Origin of the sequence: Streptomyces asiaticus (assembly GCF_018138715.1) — a bacterium.
GTDB lineage: Bacteria > Actinomycetota > Actinomycetes > Streptomycetales > Streptomycetaceae > Streptomyces > Streptomyces asiaticus.
On the sequence record NZ_JAGSHX010000006.1, the window covers coordinates 9,014,474 to 9,030,575 of the forward strand.

11 protein-coding genes are annotated in these 16,102 nt (G+C 74.1%); 6 read left to right on the forward strand and 5 right to left on the reverse strand.

The window, feature by feature from the left end; genetic code table 11:
* Positions 1-29 precede the first annotated feature (29 nt).
* Positions 30-737 (forward strand): 4Fe-4S cluster-binding domain-containing protein, encoded by a 708-nt coding sequence (locus KHP12_RS45885; protein WP_086885654.1) that lies wholly within the window; start codon positions 30-32, stop codon positions 735-737.
* Between the two features lie 259 nt (positions 738-996).
* Here the strand turns inward: KHP12_RS45885 and KHP12_RS45890 are convergent, their stop codons facing one another.
* A complete protein-coding gene (locus KHP12_RS45890; protein WP_244203364.1) occupies positions 997-2,136 on the reverse strand; it encodes a macro domain-containing protein in 1,140 nt (379 codons plus the stop codon).
* Positions 2,137-2,382: 246 nt separating this feature from the next.
* Here KHP12_RS45890 and KHP12_RS45895 point away from each other — a divergent pair, with 246 nt between their 5' ends.
* Genes KHP12_RS45895 through KHP12_RS45910 form a run of 4 tightly spaced genes read left to right on the forward strand, consistent with a single transcriptional unit; the run spans position 2,383 to position 9,255 of the window.
* Positions 2,383-4,878, forward strand: a complete 2,496-nt coding sequence (locus KHP12_RS45895; RefSeq protein ID WP_211834592.1) for a protein kinase domain-containing protein — start codon at positions 2,383-2,385, stop codon at positions 4,876-4,878.
* The gene (locus KHP12_RS45900; protein WP_086885653.1) at positions 4,875-6,521 is read left to right on the forward strand and encodes a hypothetical protein; all 1,647 of its coding nucleotides are present in this window, start codon (positions 4,875-4,877) and stop codon (positions 6,519-6,521) included. The genes KHP12_RS45895 and KHP12_RS45900 overlap by 4 nt, the downstream gene beginning before the upstream one ends.
* Positions 6,518-8,590, forward strand: coding sequence for an AAA family ATPase (locus KHP12_RS45905; protein WP_210608955.1), 2,073 nt, complete (start codon positions 6,518-6,520; stop codon positions 8,588-8,590). The genes KHP12_RS45900 and KHP12_RS45905 overlap by 4 nt, the downstream gene beginning before the upstream one ends.
* A complete protein-coding gene (locus tag KHP12_RS45910; protein WP_210608954.1) occupies positions 8,587-9,255 on the forward strand; it encodes an FHA domain-containing protein in 669 nt (222 codons plus the stop codon). The genes KHP12_RS45905 and KHP12_RS45910 overlap by 4 nt, the downstream gene beginning before the upstream one ends.
* Positions 9,256-9,304: 49 nt before the next feature.
* Here KHP12_RS45910 and KHP12_RS45915 read toward each other — a convergent pair whose 3' ends face one another.
* The 4 genes from KHP12_RS45915 to KHP12_RS45930 form a co-directional block, all read right to left on the reverse strand.
* Complete coding sequence (locus tag KHP12_RS45915; RefSeq protein ID WP_086884349.1) at positions 9,305-9,931, reverse strand: RES family NAD+ phosphorylase; 627 nt, start codon at positions 9,929-9,931, stop codon at positions 9,305-9,307.
* 26 nt (positions 9,932-9,957) lie between these two features.
* Entirely contained in the window at positions 9,958-10,644 is a 687-nt protein-coding gene (locus KHP12_RS45920; protein WP_086884350.1) for a hypothetical protein, read from the reverse strand.
* A complete protein-coding gene (locus tag KHP12_RS45925) occupies positions 10,641-14,438 on the reverse strand; it encodes a CHAT domain-containing protein (protein ID WP_211834593.1) in 3,798 nt (1,265 codons plus the stop codon). Before KHP12_RS45925 ends, KHP12_RS45920 begins: the two co-directional genes overlap by 4 nt.
* A gap of 137 nt (positions 14,439-14,575) precedes the next feature.
* The gene (locus KHP12_RS45930) at positions 14,576-14,818 is read right to left on the reverse strand and encodes an alpha/beta fold hydrolase (protein ID WP_086884352.1); all 243 of its coding nucleotides are present in this window, start codon (positions 14,816-14,818) and stop codon (positions 14,576-14,578) included.
* A 194-nt stretch (positions 14,819-15,012) separates the two neighbouring features.
* On the opposite strand from KHP12_RS45930, the gene KHP12_RS45935 reads away from it, so the two are divergent.
* Positions 15,013-15,903, forward strand: a complete 891-nt coding sequence (locus KHP12_RS45935) for an oxidoreductase (RefSeq protein WP_208653164.1) — start codon at positions 15,013-15,015, stop codon at positions 15,901-15,903.
* The last annotated feature ends 199 nt before the right edge of the window (positions 15,904-16,102 follow it).

Here is a 16,102-nt window from a genome sequence, read left to right on the forward strand (position 1 = left end):
ACGACCTCGGGGGAATGGGAGATGGGTCGGTGGAGAACGTTCCAGGGTGCGCGGAGCCCACGCTCCGGGTCAGCCAGACGCACTTTCCGGTGGAGACCCTGGGTCCGGGGCGGCGCCTGGGCATCTGGTCCCAGGGGTGCGGGCTGGCGTGCGCCGGCTGTATGTCCCGGCACACCTGGGAGCCGTCGGGCGGCGCCTCCCGTACGGTGTCGTCCCTGCTCGGGCTGTGGCGCGAGGCGCTGGCCCGGGGCGCCGACGGGCTGACGGTCAGCGGCGGCGAACCGCTCGACCAGCCCGGCGCCCTGGAGGCCCTGCTGGCCGGGGCGGTGCGGGCCCGCGCGGAGGCGGTGGCACCGGGCGGCCCGGCGGCGGGCCGCGAGATCGACATCCTCCTGTACACGGGATACGAGGAGGAGGAAGTGGAAGCCGACGCGGCGCGCTCCGCCGCCGTCCGCCACGCCGATGTGCTGGTGACCGGGCGCTACCGGGTGGCCGAGCCCACCGCCCTGGTGTGGCGCGGCTCGGCCAACCAGCGCATGCGGCCGCGTACGGCGCGGGGGCGGGCGCGTTACCAGGAGCATCTGGCCCGTACGGAGAGCGGGCCGCGTCTGCAGATGGTCGAGGGGGACGGCGATGTGCGGCTCTACGGAGTGCCGCGGCGCGGCGAACTGGTCGCGCTGGAGCGTCGGTTGCGGCGGGCGGGAATCGCCCTCACCGCTGCGAGCTGGCGCCCCTGAGCGGGGGCGCCGACCCGGCTGGTACGGCGCGTGGCCGGTGGGTCGGCAGGGTGTGCGGCCGGTCGGTCGACAGGGCACGCGGCCGCTCGGTCGGCGCGGTGTGCGGCGGGTCCGGCGGCTGTGGTCGGGGGCGCGGCGGACCGGGCGGCTGTGGCCAGGGCCGCGGTGGGCCGGGTGGCCGTGGCTGGGGTGGCTGTCGCCGGGGCGGTCGTGGCACCGGCCGCCGTGGCCCGGGGCGCCGTGGCCTCCGCCGCTGTGCTCACAGCGCGCCCACGGCTTCGGCAATCTCCCGGCTGCGGACCACCAGGTGCACCCGCCAGCGGGCGTCCCGGGCGAGTTCATCGCGGATCGCCCAGCGCAGCCAGGTCGCGCTGACCGCCGGTGCCAGTCCGCCCCGGCCCGCGCCGAGCAGCGGAAAGCAGATGGAGGACAGGGCGGGCTCATAGCGGTCGCGCTCGGCCCGGGCGAGCGCGAAGCACGCGCTGACCGCGCGGGCGATGCTCTCCGGGCGGACCTCGTACGTGTCGTCCAGCGGTGTGGCCACCGCGGCGTGGAAGATCCGCCGGACGCCGCGCGCGGCGAGCGCTCCCGGCGAGGTGGGCACCACCGTGCCCGGTCGGATCGGCAGCCCCGGGCGGCCGTGGGTGCGCAGCCACGCGGCCAGTTCGCGGGCGAGCACATCGTCGACGATCTCCCCGGCCGGGTCGCGTACGGCGGCGGCCAGGCGCAGCGCGCCGGAGACGGTGGGGCGGAAGGTCTTGGACATCTCCAGGTAGACGTTCTCCGAGGAGACCAGCACCTCGATGTCCCGCAGCAGTTCGATGGGCGAGACATGGAGGGTGAACGTGCTCTGGGCATCCACCGGAACGCTGTCGACCCGCAGCGGAGGCTCCGGGCCGCTCCGGCCGCCGCGCGCGAGAGTGCTCTGCCCGGCCGCGCTCGGTCCGCCGGGGCGCTGGGCCCCGGCGCCCGGCCCGGGGCCCAGTCCCATCGGGCTCTGTCCGCCGGAGAGGGCCGGCGGCTCGCGCAGGATGGTCAGCACGGCCTCGGCGAGCTGCTGGAGGACCTGCGGTTCCTGGTGCTTGCGGAACCGCTCGGAGGTGACTCCGTACACGGCGGCGGCCGTCTTACGGCGGTCATGGGCGGGCGCGCCCCGGCGGTCGGGGAGCAGTCCGAAGGTGTGGGCCGCGGCCCGGCCCAGCAGATCGCGCTCGCCGAGGCGCCGTACCGCCTCCTTGAGCAGCGCCTCGATACCGGCCGGGGCGTCGTCGGAGCCATCGCAGAAGCCGCCCGCCACGGCCGCGGCGCGCAGCGCCGGCCGATCGATGTTGCGCAGATCTGGCAGTCCGGGTCTGCGTATGCTTTTGAGTTCTTCCAGGAGTTGATCGTATGTGGGCAAATTTGACTCAAATGGCTCCTGACTCATGGTCACCAGGCTAGCGACCGGCCGGGAAAGAAGAAATCGGTCTCCGGCGGCCGTTCCCTGCCGGGCTGCCGGGCATTGTGCCGCCGGTAATTCACGCCGTGCTGGAACAGATTTCCGATTTCCGGGTTCCGCTTTCTTGATCCACGGCCCGGCGGCCCCCGGCCACCCTCGTCGCCGCCATGAATCCGACAACGCCCGCCCGTTCACGAGGTGACCTTTGTGACCCAGCCGCACCAGCAGCCGCCCCCCACGGAATACGAGGACGACGAGGAGTACGGGGCCTCCGGGGAGCCCGAAGAGCGGCGGCGCGCGCACGACGCCGGGCCGCCGCCCACCGAGCACGAGGAGCCGCCCTCGTCGGCGGCCGCCACATCGGCCGGGCCCACCGAGGACGAGATCCCCTCGGCGGCCTCGGCGGCCTCGGCGACCTCGGCGCAGGCCGCGGACGGGGGTCGCGACCTGCGCGGGGACACCGGAGCGCTGCCCGTCTCGCTGCGCGGCCGGTTCCGCCTGAGGGCCGTGCTGCGCCGCCCCGACCATCCGCACCAGGCGGCCGTCTACCGCGTCGAGGACGACCGCGGCAGCCACATCCTGAAGTGGTACCACCGCGGCCACGCCCCGGACCGCCGGGTGTGGGAGCTGCTGCGGGACCGCCCGCGCCGCCACCTCACCCACTTCACCGAGACCAGCGACACCGGGGCCGACGGCCATCCGTACGACCTGGCGCCCTCCTACGGCGAGACCGACCTGGCCGGATATCTGAACGACAATCCGGGCCCGGCCGACCCCGTGCTCATCCACAGCGTCGTACGGCAGTTGCACGAGGCCCTCACCACCCTGCACGAACTGAACATCGTGCACCGGGACCTCAGCCCCGCCAACATCGTGCTCGGCAGCCTCGACCCGGCCGCCCCGGACCTCGTCCTCGTGGACTTCGCCGTCTCCGCCCATGAACCCGCCGAGCGCTACACCCGGGACGAGCGCTGGGTCGGCACCGCCCTCTACATGTCCCCGCAGGCGTCGCTGCGCCACCAGTTGATCCATCCGCCCGCCGACTGGTGGTCGCTCGGCATGATCGTCGCCGAGATGGCCGGCGGACGCCACCCCATCCGGTTCACCGACAACGACTTCGTCCGCGAGGAGATCAGCTCCCGCGCCCCGGATCTGTCCCTGGTCACCGACCACCGGCTGCGGCTGCTGTGCCGGGGGCTGCTCACCCGCGACCCCGACCACCGCTGGGGCACCGACGAGGTGGCGCAGTGGCTGGTGGGCGGTTCGCCACCGGTCGCCCCCTGGGAGACGGGCGCGGCCCCCGGCGCCTCGGACCCGGCGGACGACCCGGACATCGAGCCGTTCGCCTTCCTCGACGAGCGGTACACCCGGCCGAAGCAGCTGGCCAGGGCGTTCAGCGAGAACTGGCGGCCCGCCCGGCAGCTCCTCTCCCGGCGGCGCGGCCGTGGCGAATTCACCCGCTGGCTACGGCAGTTCGAGGGTGTGCCGGGCCGCGACGCCGAGGAGCTGACGGCGCTGCTCGGCCTCCTGGAGCCGCACCACCCCGCCACGCCGCCGCGTGAGCCCAAGCCGGTCACGATGGTGCGGCTGATCTCCTGGCTCGGCCCCACCCTCGACGCCTCCTACCGCGGGGTGCCGCTGGACCACGCGGGGCTCGGCGATCTGCTGCGGGAGGCCGGGCGCGGCGATGAGTTCGCCCTCTCCGTCGTGGCGGACCTGCGGGACCACACCATCCTGCCGCTGCTGGACTCGCGGCCCGGCGGCGAAGGGCTCGCCGAGGTACAGCAGCGCTGGCTGACGGCCCGCTCCCGCTGGCAGCACACCGTGGACGAGGCGCTGCACGCGTCGCCCTGGCTGCGCGACCGCCGAGCCGAGGTGCGCGCCGCCACCCGGCTCGACCGCTCCCGGCTCGCGGCCCTCCTCTCGCTCGCCGCGGCCCCCACCGCGCACCGGCGCAGGCTCCAGGAACGGACCGCCCGGATCCAGGCGGCGTTCCCACAGCCGGTGGCCTGGTACGGCAGGCTGCTGCGCGACCCCGACGACCTGGTGCGGATGCAACTGGCCGAGTGGCTGGCCGGTTTCGCCGAGCAGGAGGCCACCGAGGCGCAGGGCCGGGTGAACGAGGAGCGGGCCCTGCTCCGCCAGCAGCGCGACTTGGACGTGGCCATGCTGTGGGTGCGCAGACAGGACATGCTGCCCACGCTCGGCTGGGCCCTCGGCGGAGCCGTCGGCCTCGTCCTCCCGTGGATCTTCGCGATCGGCCTGGGGGACCTGGTGGGATGGCCCGCTCAGCGGGCGGTGCTGACGGCGTGGATGCTGGTCGTCCCGGCGGCCGCCGCCGTGCTGGCGCTGGAGCTGTGGACGGCGTATCGCATCGGCAGCCCCGGCTACCACCCGGACCGTTCGCTGGCCGGGCTGCTGATCGACCGTGGGTCGCCCGTGGCCCGGTTCATCCGCCGCCCCGGCTCGCGCTTCCCCGTCCAGGGCCTGCTGATCATCCCGGCCATCGCCCTGTTGTGGGCCGCCGTGGCCTACGCCCCCTGGGTGTGGCCGATCGCCACGGTGGCCGTTCTTCTCTGGTGGACCTGGCACCGGACGCGGTGCTGGCGCCGCTATGTGGCGGAGCTGCGCGGCCGGGACGACCGGGTCCGCCCCGGCCGACCGAGGGCGGCGGCCCCGCCCACGTCAGGGAGTGTCACATGAGTTCAGGCCAGGCGATCCCCAGCATCGGCGATGTGATGCCGGATGTGTACTTCCCCCAGCCTCCGGCTGCCGAGACCGTCCAGCACACGTTTCAGAACACGGTCCAGGACACCGTCCAGAACACCGGGGTGCCGCACCAGACGGTCCAGGGCACCGGTCTGTCGGACCACATCGGCACCGGCGTCGGACAGCACATCGGCGACGCCGTGCAGAACGTCGGGGGCCATGCGCTGCACGCCGCCATGGACCAGCTGCACGACCTGATGGTGCCCGCCCTGATCGGCCTCGGCTCGCTCAGCGGGGCGCTGCTCGTCGGCCGCGCCACCATGGCCGGGGCACAGGTGCTCGCGGCCGCCGCCATCCGCGCCGCCGAGTACCAGGCCGAGCTGCGGCAGCGGCAGTTGGACGCCCGGCAGGCCGCCGAGTGCTGGCGGGACGCCGCGTTCGCCGCCGTCCGGGCCAACGCGCGCCTCGACACACTGCGCGCGCGCATCCGGCGGGCCGCCGCGGCAGCCGGACCCGACGGGCCGCCGGAGCCGCCCGACCTGCCGCCGCCGCTGTCCCTGACCGGTATGAGCCTGGACGAGGTGTGGCGACGGCTGGCCGACACCGACCGCCGGCTGCGCCACGCGGAGGCCGCGTACGCACGCGCCACCATGGAGGCCGCCGCCCGCCCGGTGGCCGGAGCGCACCCCGCGGACTCCGGCTGGCACGCCACCCTGCGCGCCCGTCGCGTCAAGGCCCTGGAGGCGTACGAGGAGGCCGCCACCGAGGCCGAGGCGCGCGATGCGCTGCCACAGCCGCCGCCCGCCGCCACCGCGGCCCCGAGCGAGGAGGAGGTGCTGCGGCTGGGCGCGGACCTGTTGGCCACGCTCCCGCGGAACGTGGCGGTGGCCGACTACCGGCTGGTGGAGGAGAAGGTCACCGTCGCCGCGGAAGTGGCCGCCCAGCGGCCCGCCGCGGCCAAGCGCCATCTGCGGGAGGCCGCCCGCTTCGCCGAGCGGGTCTCGCGTGACGCCGAGCGGCGGCAGGAGACCGAGGAGTGGGCCGCCCAGCAGCTCGCCTTCCTCCGCGCCGACCACCCGGGCACCCCCGTTCCGCTGCCCGACGCCGGGGCGGAGATCGCCGTCCTGGAGCGGTTTCTGCACCAGGGCGGGACGCTGGAGGAGGCCGAGCGCGCCCGCGTCGCGGCCCGCGTCGGGGAGCGCGTCGACGCGTACCAGCGGATCTACGCCGCGGAGGTGATCCGCGCGGCGGTCCAGCGCTCGGAGCCCGAGACGGCCGGATACGCCACCTCCGGAGCGGTGCAGTTCATCGACTGGACCCCGCCGGGCTGGGGGGACGACCACTGGCTGCGCATCAGCGTGGACGCCGAGGGCACCGCCCGGGTCTCCACCATGCACCGCGAGCGCGACCCCGCCGAGGAGACCGACGACGATCTGGACCTCGACTGGCAGCGGTGCGTGGAGGCCCCCGACCATCTGCGGGAGCTGCGGAAGCTGGCCGAACGGGCCGGGCTCAGCGTGCCGTTCGAGTTCGACGAGCCGCCCGCGCGGCCGGTCCCGCGCACGGCGGCCCGCCCCGCCCATGACCACCGTACCGGGCCCAAGGTCCGCCACCGTGACCAGGAGACGCAGTCATGACCGAGGCAGCCACGTCGCCGGGCCCCACGTCCCCGGGCCGCGCGGACCGCAGCCTCCCGGCCTTCGCCGAGGAGCTGGTCGGCACGCTCAGCGTCCACTCCCAGTACGTCCTGCACGGCAGCATCCGGGACATCCACCTCGTCCGCCACGACAAGGACCCCGACGAGGGCGGCCCCGAGCGGACGTACGACGCCCACCACACCCTCACCGAGGTGCTGTGGAACGCCCTGTGGCAGGAGGGGTACGAGGCGCTGATCCGCTTCGACATCGCCGACGGCTTCACCGTGGTCGCGGGCCCCGCCGCCAAGGAGGTCCGCGAGCTGCTGCACGGACGGGACGCCACCAGACCCGGCCGCGCCCGGCGCGCCGACACCCCCGTCCACCTGGCCGACGCGGAGCGGACCCTGGGGGACATCGTCAGCGGCTGGAAGCAGCAGGGGCGGCAGCCGAAGACACCGGACGGACGGCCCCGTCCGGACACCGCACAGCGCCAACAGCCCTACCGGGTAGTGCTGTTGATCGACTACGCCGCGCGCATCCCCACCGATGTCACCCGGCTCAGCGACGCGGAGCGGGACTTCTTCCTCAACTGCCTGAAGCTGGCAGAGGATGCGCGGCCGATCTCCTCCCCGGGCAGTGGGAGGCGGCTGTTCAACCCCGTGATCTGGCTCGCCGACGGGGAGCGCGACCTGCCCACCTGGCTGGTGGCGGGCAGCGAGCGGGTCCGCACCATCGGCATCCCGCTGCCCGACCTGGGCAGCAGACGGCGCATGGCCGAGCTGCTGGCCGAGGAGCACACCGCCGCGTCCGCGCCCGAGGACCACGGGGACGACGGGCCGGTGCGGTTCGACAAGCAACGGCGGCCGGACGAGCACGACCTCGACACCTTCGCCCGCGCCACCGCCGGGCTGACCCTGCGCGCGATGCGGGAGAGCGCCCGGATGGCCCTCGACCGCGGGATGTCGTTCGCCGAGATGCGGGACGCGGTCCGGGTCTACCAGCTCGGTGTCAAGGACAACCCGTGGCAGGCGGACTACATCCGCGCGCAGATCAAGAAGGGCGAGGCGGATCTGCGGGCGCGGGTGAAGGGCCAGGAGAAGGCGGTCGGCAAGACCCTCGACATCCTCAAGCGCGCCGCACTGGGCCTGTCCGGCGCCCAGGCGTCCCACCCCGGCAGCCGGCCGCGCGGTGTGCTGTTCTTCGCCGGGCCGACCGGTACCGGCAAGACCGAGCTGGCCAAGTCGGTGGCCAAGCTGCTGTTCGGCACCGAGGACGCCTGTCTGCGCTTCGACATGAGCGAGTTCTCCGCACCGCACTCGGTGGACCGGCTGCTCGGCGCACCGCCGGGATACGTGGGCTACGAGGCGGGTGGCGAGCTGACCACGGCGGTGCGCAACGACCCCTTCCGGGTGGTGCTGTTCGACGAGATCGACAAGGCCGACAAGGGGGTGCTGGACAAGTTCCTCCAGGTGCTCGAGGACGGTCGGCTCACCGACGGGCAGGGGGTCACCACGTACTTCAGCGAATGCGTGCTGATCTTCACCTCCAACCTCGGGGTCAGGAAACGGACCGGCGAGGGCGGGCGCGAAGGGCGGGTGGCGGAGCCCGGTATGCCGTACCACCAGCTCGAGGAGATCATCCTGGCCAATGTGAAGGAACACTTCGTGGAGGGGATCGGCCGGCCGGAGCTGATGAACCGGTTCGGCGGCAATGTGGTGGTCTTCGACTACATCGACGCCAAGGTGGCCGCCGAGATCTTCGACTCCCAGGTGGGCAACATCCAGCGGGTGCTGCGCGAGGATCAGGGGGTGCATCTGCGCCTCTCCGACGAGGCGCATCAGGCGCTGTCCACCTACTGCACGGCGGATGTCGACAACGGCGGCCGGGGCATCGGCATGCTGCTGGAGACACATCTGATCAACCCGCTGGCACGGGCGCTGTTCGACCAGGAGCAACTGTCGGGCACGGCCGTCACCGTCACCGGTGTACGGCCCGCCACGGACGGGACGGTGGCCCTGGACCTGCGGGTGGTACGCACCGGGGCCGCGGGCCCCGGCCCCGGCCGATGAGCGCTGGGGCCGCTCCGGCGGGGTGGTGGCGCGAGCCGGACGACGAGGAGGAGGAAGCACCGGCGGGTCCGGCGGGTCCGGCGGGACCGGCGGAAGCGGACGCGGCGGGGAAGGCGGCCGCGGCGGCTCCGGAGGAGCGGCCCCCGCCCGAACCCCAGCCCGAGCCCCCGCCCGAACCCCAGCCCGAACCCCAGCCCGAGCCCCCGCCCGAACCCCGGCCCGCGCCGCCCCCGGCCGGGGTCGAGGTGTCCGCGCCCTGCTGGAACTGCCGTGCGCCGGTGGCCCCCCGGGACACCCACTGCGCGTCCTGCGGCCGTGCGCGCACCCATGCGCTGCTGGTCTGCACCGACCCCTGTCTGGAGCTCCGCCACGGCCCGGGACCTCCGCTGCGCCTGGGCCGCCACCCGGACTGGGCGCCGCGGACCGCCGCCGCGTTCGCGGGCTGGAACAAGGTCTCCCGCCGTCATGCCTCGATCACGATGGAGCCGGATGGCACCGCCTGGGTCGAGGAGCCCGAGGCGGGCAGCCGCAACGGTACGTATGTGAACGGCGCCCGGATCGCGGCGGGTGTGCGCACCCCCGTCCGCGACGGCGACCAACTGCGGCTCGGGCTGCGGGTCAGCTTCGCCGTACGGCTGTACGGACCGGAGCCCGGCACCGGCTGAGCCGGTGCCGGGCGGGTCGCGGGACGGACCCCCGTGCCGCCCCGCGCGCTCATGCCCGCATACCGGGCGGAATGATGACCGCCCGCAGCGGTGCCAGCAGCTGGTTGGCCTCGCCCGCCCCCTCGAACGTGCCCAGGTTGTGGGCCTGGCCGGGCACCGCCTTCAGCGGCTCCTCCCCGCAGCGGTCGCCGAACAGCACCAGGGCGGGGTGCGGACGGTGCCGCCGCGACTGCCACACCAGCCCCTGCGCGTCCGGCACCTGACGCCGGATCTCCCGCGCCCAGGCGCGGGTCTGCGCGTACTCGTCCGTCTCCAGCAGCCAGGAGGTCTGGAACACCGCGGCCAGGTCCTCCTCCTCGATCAGCCGCACCAGGACCAGGTCCTCGGTCACCCGCACCTTGGACAGCGAGCGGGTGGCCGCCAGCGCCCACGGCACCTGTCGCCGCCCCTCCGGCCCGGTGAACTCCATGTCCCGCAGCATCACCTCGGCGAGGGTGGTGGTCGGAGCCACCGCCGCGTAGAGATATGGATACCGGTCCTCGGTGGTGGCGTCGAAGCGGTTGCCGCCGAAGAAGGAGTGCGCGGGCTTCGGGTTGAACTCGGTGCAGGCGTAGGCCGTGTCATGACACCTCCACAGTTCGGTGCCCGCGCTCAGGACGAACAGGTTCGGGCTCATCCGCGCGCCCTCGGGGGGCGCCTGCCTCACCATCCGCCGTCTCCGATCAGCGCGGCGGCGGCCTCGGTCAGCCGTGCGTCCGGCACCCGCCCCACCAGGGCGGCGGGCGTGTCACGCAGCCAGGTGTTGCCACCGAGCCACCAGTCGGCGGCGCCCCACGGGTCCTGGTCCGACAGCAGCATCCTGTTGATCCGCTGCACCACCGGCCGTGGCTCACCGGTGTCCGGGTCGAACTGGAAGTCCGGGTAGCGGTCGCCGCGTTCGGGATCGGACAGCCGGATCAGCCCGGCCCCGGCGGGATCCTCGGCGGCCGTACCGGTGAGCTGCTCCGGGCCCCGCGCGGGGGCGGTCAGCAGCCGCTGCCGTACGGCCCGGGCGATCTCGGCGCTCTCGGGGTCCAGGGTCGGCCAGTCCACGGAGTCCAGCAGCCGGATCAGCTCGGCCAGCCGGTCGGTGTCCGGCAGGACGGCGGAGGGCGCGGCGCCCCCGGACCGGAACTGGTCCAGCTTTCTGCGCAGTTCCATCTCCCGGGGGAGGGGCAGCAGCGCCAGTCGCACCTGCCGCACCGCGCCGCGCACGGCCCTGGTGTCGTCTCCGGCGGCCCGCAGCCGCAGCACACTGTCCTGGAAGCCGCTGAACTGCGCGGCGGTGAGCGAGGCGCGGATCTCCGGCAGATGCCGGCGCAGCAGCTCCAGGAGATCGTCGGTGGTCATGGCTGTCGTCCTTCCACGGGTGCGTGGGGAGCGGGGTTGCCCTGGTGGATGAATCCGGCCCAGGAGACGGCCCGGGCCAGACTCCCCGCGTCGCTCTGCGTCTCGGCCAGCAGGAGCCCGGTCAGCCCGGGGACGGGATGGCGGTCGTGGTCGAGCATCCACAGCTGGGCGGCGCGCAGGGCGTCCGGCGGAGCCAGCCCGGCGACGGTCAGCTGGTGGTGGAAGACCACCATCAGCGCGGCCGAGGCGCTGTCCGAGACCTTCCACCGCGAACCGACCACATCCGTGGCGCCGCGCGCCAGCAGTGCGGTGGTCGGGGTCAGCGCCTCGTCGTGGTCACGGCTGCTGAGGTCCGTCTCACAGGCGCTGAGCACGATCAGCGGCCCGGTGGCGGCCGGCTCCCCGGCGGGTACGTCGAGGATGCGCGTCACCGTCAGCCTGCCCGGGTCCGGGGCGTCCGCGTGGCCCTGGGGGTCCGCGGTGTCCGGGCCGGCCAGGTGGAGGGCCGAGTCGGTGGGCCGCAGCCCGGCCAGGCCGTGCACCACCAGATGCAGCAGCGAGGCGGCGGGCGCGGCCGGGCCTCCGGGGAGGTGGGAGAGCACGTCATCGGGCGTGCCCAGCGCGTTCTCGGGCGCGTCCTCGTGCCAGCCGTAGAGCAGGGCCTCGGTGTAGTACGCGGTACGCAGGGCCGTCACCTCGTCCTGCGCCCACGTCAGATCCCCGCTGGGGTCGGCCACCAGCACCGCGCGCTCGCTCGCGGGCACCCGGCCGCGCCGGGCGGCCCGCAGGAACTCACCGCCGGACGCGGCGTACGAGATGACCGTGTCCTCGCAGACGTACGCGTACGGACGCCGCGCGTCGGCCCGTTGCCGGGGGAGGCGGGCGGCGTGCCACGGAACGGCACCGAGGTTGCCGCACGGCACGAGGACCAGCCTGACCGGTGCGTCGCGCTCCCCCCGTCCGTCCTCCGCTTTCCCCTGCCCGTCCTTCGCCTTCCCGCGCCCGTCGTCCGCAGCCCGGGCGTCCAGCGCGTCCAGGACGGGGGCGAGGACGGCCGGGCCCGCCCAGTCGCACAGCCCCTCCAGTGCCGCCTCCCAGTCGCGATGCGCCTCGGCGTGGGCGTCCATGCCCTGCTCGGACACGGCGGACCGCCGCGCACCCGCGTCCAGATAGCGCTCCAGTGGCTCGCGGCCGAGCGTGCCGAGCCCCGGCAGGGGCAGCGCCGTCGGCTCGCCGGTGCTCCGCACCAGGACCGCCACGCCATCGGCGGCGCCCTGCCCGGGCACCAGATACACCAGGGCGTCGGCGCCGGTGGCGCGCAGCCCGTCCCGCAACTCCCCGATGGCGGGGGCGCCGAGCAGTCCGCGCAGCGGCGCCTCGCCGCTGTCCCGCCGCAGCACGTCCAGCGCGCGGCGGCGCAGCGTGCTGGGGATCTCGACGCCGGGGGCGGCCCCGGCCGGCATGACCCGCGCGAGCGCGTTCCGGACCTCCTCCGGGGTGCCTCCGATGCTGGGTGCGCCTCCGATACCGGGTGCGCCTCCGATACCGGGTGCGCCGCCGGTGCCGGGCGTGAGTCCGCCGCCGGTCGGCGCGGCCTCGGGCGGGAGGTCCCGTACGGCGGTCCGCCACTGCTCGGCCAGCTCCGCCTCGCCCCGGGCGGCCAGCTGCTCGGGGACCCCGGCGGCCGCGGCCGCGGCGCGCAGCACCAGGCCCCGCCCGTTCTCCAGCGATGTCACGGCCTCCTCGATCCGGCCGTCCACGGCGGCCCAGTGGGCGGCGAGCAGCCCACGGCTGGCCCCCGCCCTCGCCACCTCGAGGCCGTGCTCGGCGCCGAGTTGCAGCAGCACGTCCTCGGCCAGCACCCACAGCGAGGCATGCGCGGTGGCGACGGCCGCCCCTGTGTCATCGCGCTCCCGGTCGGCGCGCAGCCGGTACGCCTCGGCCAGCTCCCACAGCAGCTTCTGCCGGATGTCCGGGCTGGTGCGCTCGGTGAGTTCCCCCCTGGCCCGTTCCAGCTCGCCGAGCGCCTCCTCCAAGTCGGAGGGGTCGCCGGTCGACCTGTGGACGGCGAGCAGCGCCAGCCCGATGCCCTGCCGGATCCACACCCGCTGGTCGGGGGTCGAGGCGGGGCCGTCCAGGGCCCGGCGGGCCCTGGCCACGGCCTCGGAGACCCGCGCGGGATCCGGTTCGATCATCGAGAAGAGGGCGAGCAGGGGCGCGCACTGCGCGTCCATGAGGGGCTGGGCGAAGGTCGGGAGCCTCGGGTGGTTCGCCGCTTCCTCGAAGTAGGCCACAGCGGCCCGCAGCGCGGGGATCCCGCCGTCCAGCGTGGCCAGGCTCAACTGAGCCTGGCCGAGCAGGAAGAGCACCAGGAACTGCCATTCGCTGTTCTCGCCGGCCTCCTCCAGCAGGTCGAGCAGCTCGTCCAGCAGGTTCTCCAGCGTTTCGGTGTTCCGCTCGTCCAGCGCCTCGTTGAGCCGCAGCTGAAGGTGCATGCACCGGGTGCACAGCCGCAGCCCCTCCGCGCCGGGCCCGGTCGCGTGGGCGGATTCGAACACCGCGGAGGCGGGGCCGAAGAGCGTGTCGAGGCGGGCACGCGCCTGGTCGCGGTCGGTGAGGTTGCCGCCCAGGATGTTGGCCGCGGCCAGCAGCCCGGGCGATATGACCCCGGCCATCCAGTCCACCCGGCCGGATCCCGCACCGGCGGCCGTGCCGATCAACTCGGCCGCCTCGGCCAGCCGGTCGGCGTCCCCCGTGCGCATGCCGTGCGCCATGCGGCTCATCGCCGCGCGCATCGCGGTCTCCGCCTCCTCACCGGCCGGCCCCTTGCTCACCTCATTGACCAGGGCCTCCAGATCCTCGGTCCGGATGGTGCCGGGCACTTCGAGCTCCAGCATGAGGGCGGCCTGTGCGAAGGTGAGGGCGGTCTCCTCCTCGGAGGACTCCGCCATGGCCTCGGCCTCATCGCCCTCGCCCGCCTGCCCGGATCCGGAGAATTCGGTGGCCAGGCCGCTCAGGGCCCGCATCAGCTCGGAGTTGCGGCCCGGCAGCCGCTGCGCCATCCGGGCGGCCAGGTCGGCCATCTGCTCGAGGTCCCGGGAGCGTACGACGGCGGGCACCCGTTCGAGGATGTCGGCCGCCCAGAACAGGGATTCGGCGGCGTCTTCGGGCAGGGTCGGCGCCAGGTCGGCCACCAGACCGCGCAACTCGGCCAGATCGGCGGTGAGTTCGGGGTCACCCAACGCCACTCGGCGCCCCATGTCGAAGGACTCCATGAGACGGGACAGTGTGCCGTCCCATCCGGCCGTCATGCCGGGCGTCAGCAGCAACCGCACCAGGTGGAAGGCGGAGGCCCGCTCGTCCCGAGGGTCCAGCGCCTCAGGGGCGCGGGCGGCCCGCAGCACCCGCAGCCCCCTACTCCGGTCGTCGTCCGTGGGATTGCGCCCGTAGCGCTCGGCGTACAGGCCGCCGAGCCGGGCGCGTACGGTGCACAGCAGCGCGTCCTCGTCCGGTACAGCCGCCGCCAACTCGGCTTCCAGGCCGTCCAGTTCGGTGATGCGTTGGTCGAGCAGGGCGGGGTCGGCGGTGGCGGGCGACCGAGTGCCGTCGGGCGTTCGCGTGCCGTCGGGCGCTCGCGTGGCCGCCGGGCCGTCGGACGAGCCGTCCGAACCGGGGCCCTTCGAACCGGGGCCGGCCGCCGGGCCCTCCGGTGGGGGCGGGACGATCCACGCCAGCGCGTCGGCCGCGGCCCGTTCGGCGCGGTCACGTAATGCCGCGAGATCCCTGCCGTGCATGAAACGTCCCCCTTCGTCATGCCGCTCTCATCATCCGCCCATCCGCGCGAGCACAGGAGTCCTTTGATCGCTCTTTCCGGAAACCAACCAGAAGACGTCCGCGAACCGCCCGGTCCACTGGCCGGCGAGGCCTATGATCACGCGCCGACCCGGAAGCGGATCCTGGCGACCGCGTCCGCGAATGCGCCGGGTGCTTCCTGGGGTGGGTTGTGGCCGACGCGAAGGCGTACGTCGTCGATCAGGTCGGGAAAGCGCGCGGCGTGTTCGGCGGTCGGTTTCGGCGCGCGGAGCCCGTCGTCAAGCGCGCTGACAGCGATCGTAGGGGCCTGGATCTGTGGAAGTGGCGCGATGCGGTCCTCGTCGGCTTGGTATTCCGGCACGCCTGCGGCGAGTTGGAACCGGTGCTGGTAGGAGTGGACGGCGACGGCGACGGCGACGAAGTCGGCGTTATGGAGCGAGGGCGCGGTCGCGGCGAACTCCTCGTCCGTGAAGTCCCATCCGGGCGACTCACCGGACGACCCGGGCCCGCTCCCCGGGAAGCGGTCAGGCCCTCGCGGTGAAAAGGGAGATGACGATGTCGATGGAACTAACCGTCGCGGTGGTGGGCCCGGGGGCGATCGGCACGACCGTGGCGGCGGCGCTGCACGAGGCCGGCCGTGCGCCGCGGATCTGTGGCCGCACAGCGCGTGAACGCCTCGAGTTGCACGTGGGCGAAGGCCGCGTCGTCGTGCCGGGGCCCGTGCGGATCGACCCGGCACAGGCTGACGGGGCGGTCGACCTGGTCTTCCTCGCCGTCAAGTCGACGCAGGTCGAGGCGGCGGCACCGTGGTTGACGGCGTTGTGCGGTGCGGACACCGTGGTCTGTGTTCTACAGAACGGCGTCGAGCAGGAATCGATGGTCGCGCCTCACCTCTCCGGCGCCCGGGCCATCCCGTCGGTCGTGTGGTTCCCCGCCCAGGCGCGGTCCGACGGTTCGGTGTGGTTGCGCGGCGAAGCGCGCCTCACCCTGCCGGACACCCCGGCGTCCCGTGTGGTGCTCGAGGCGCTGCGCGGCACCCGGTGTTCGGTCGACCTGGCCACGGACTTCACGTCCGTGGCGTGGCGCAAGCTGTTGCAGAACGCGGTCGCCGGATTGATGGTCCTCACCGGCCGCCGCTCCGGCATGTTTGCCAGGACCGACATCGCCGAGCTGTCCCTGGCCTATCTACGGGAGTGCCTTGAGGTCGCCCGAGCCGAGGGCGCGGCACTGGGCGACGAGGTCCCGCGAGAGATCGTTGAAAGCTTCCGGGCCTACCCGGCCGACATGGGCACCTCCATCCTCGCCGACCGCGAGGCCGACCGGCCGCTCGAATGGAACACCCGCAACGGTGTCGTGCGGCGCCGCGGACGGGTCCACGGCATCCCGACCCCCATCAGCGATCTGGTGGTGCCACTCCTCGCGGCCGCCGGCGATGGACCCGGCTGACTCCTGGCGTCACGCGCCGCCGATGAGCGGACGCGACGGCACGTGCCTCCGGCACAACCCCACCCACCTGCGGCAAAGGGGAAAACGGACATGAGGTGAATCACGTGACATCCCGTCACGCCCGGTGAGACACCTTTATCGATGCGTGACCAAATGTGTGGGTGGCGTGCTCGACCGCGCCCTACCCTCGCCGGTGACC

Bases quoted from the DNA above. Each gene is read 5' to 3' on its own strand.
- KHP12_RS45910 (WP_210608954.1), top strand. From the start codon at position 8,587: ATGAGCGCTGGGGCCGCTCCGGCGGGGTGGTGGCGCGAGCCGGACGAC.
- KHP12_RS45905 (WP_210608955.1), top strand. From the start codon at position 6,518: ATGACCGAGGCAGCCACGTCGCCGGGCCCCACGTCCCCGGGCCGCGCG.
- KHP12_RS45900 (WP_086885653.1), top strand. From the start codon at position 4,875: ATGAGTTCAGGCCAGGCGATCCCCAGCATCGGCGATGTGATGCCGGAT.
- KHP12_RS45915 (WP_086884349.1), bottom strand. From the start codon at position 9,931: ATGAGCCCGAACCTGTTCGTCCTGAGCGCGGGCACCGAACTGTGGAGG.
- KHP12_RS45920 (WP_086884350.1), bottom strand. From the start codon at position 10,644: ATGACCACCGACGATCTCCTGGAGCTGCTGCGCCGGCATCTGCCGGAG.
- KHP12_RS45935 (WP_208653164.1), top strand. From the start codon at position 15,013: ATGTCGATGGAACTAACCGTCGCGGTGGTGGGCCCGGGGGCGATCGGC.
- KHP12_RS45925 (WP_211834593.1), bottom strand. From the start codon at position 14,438: ATGCACGGCAGGGATCTCGCGGCATTACGTGACCGCGCCGAACGGGCC.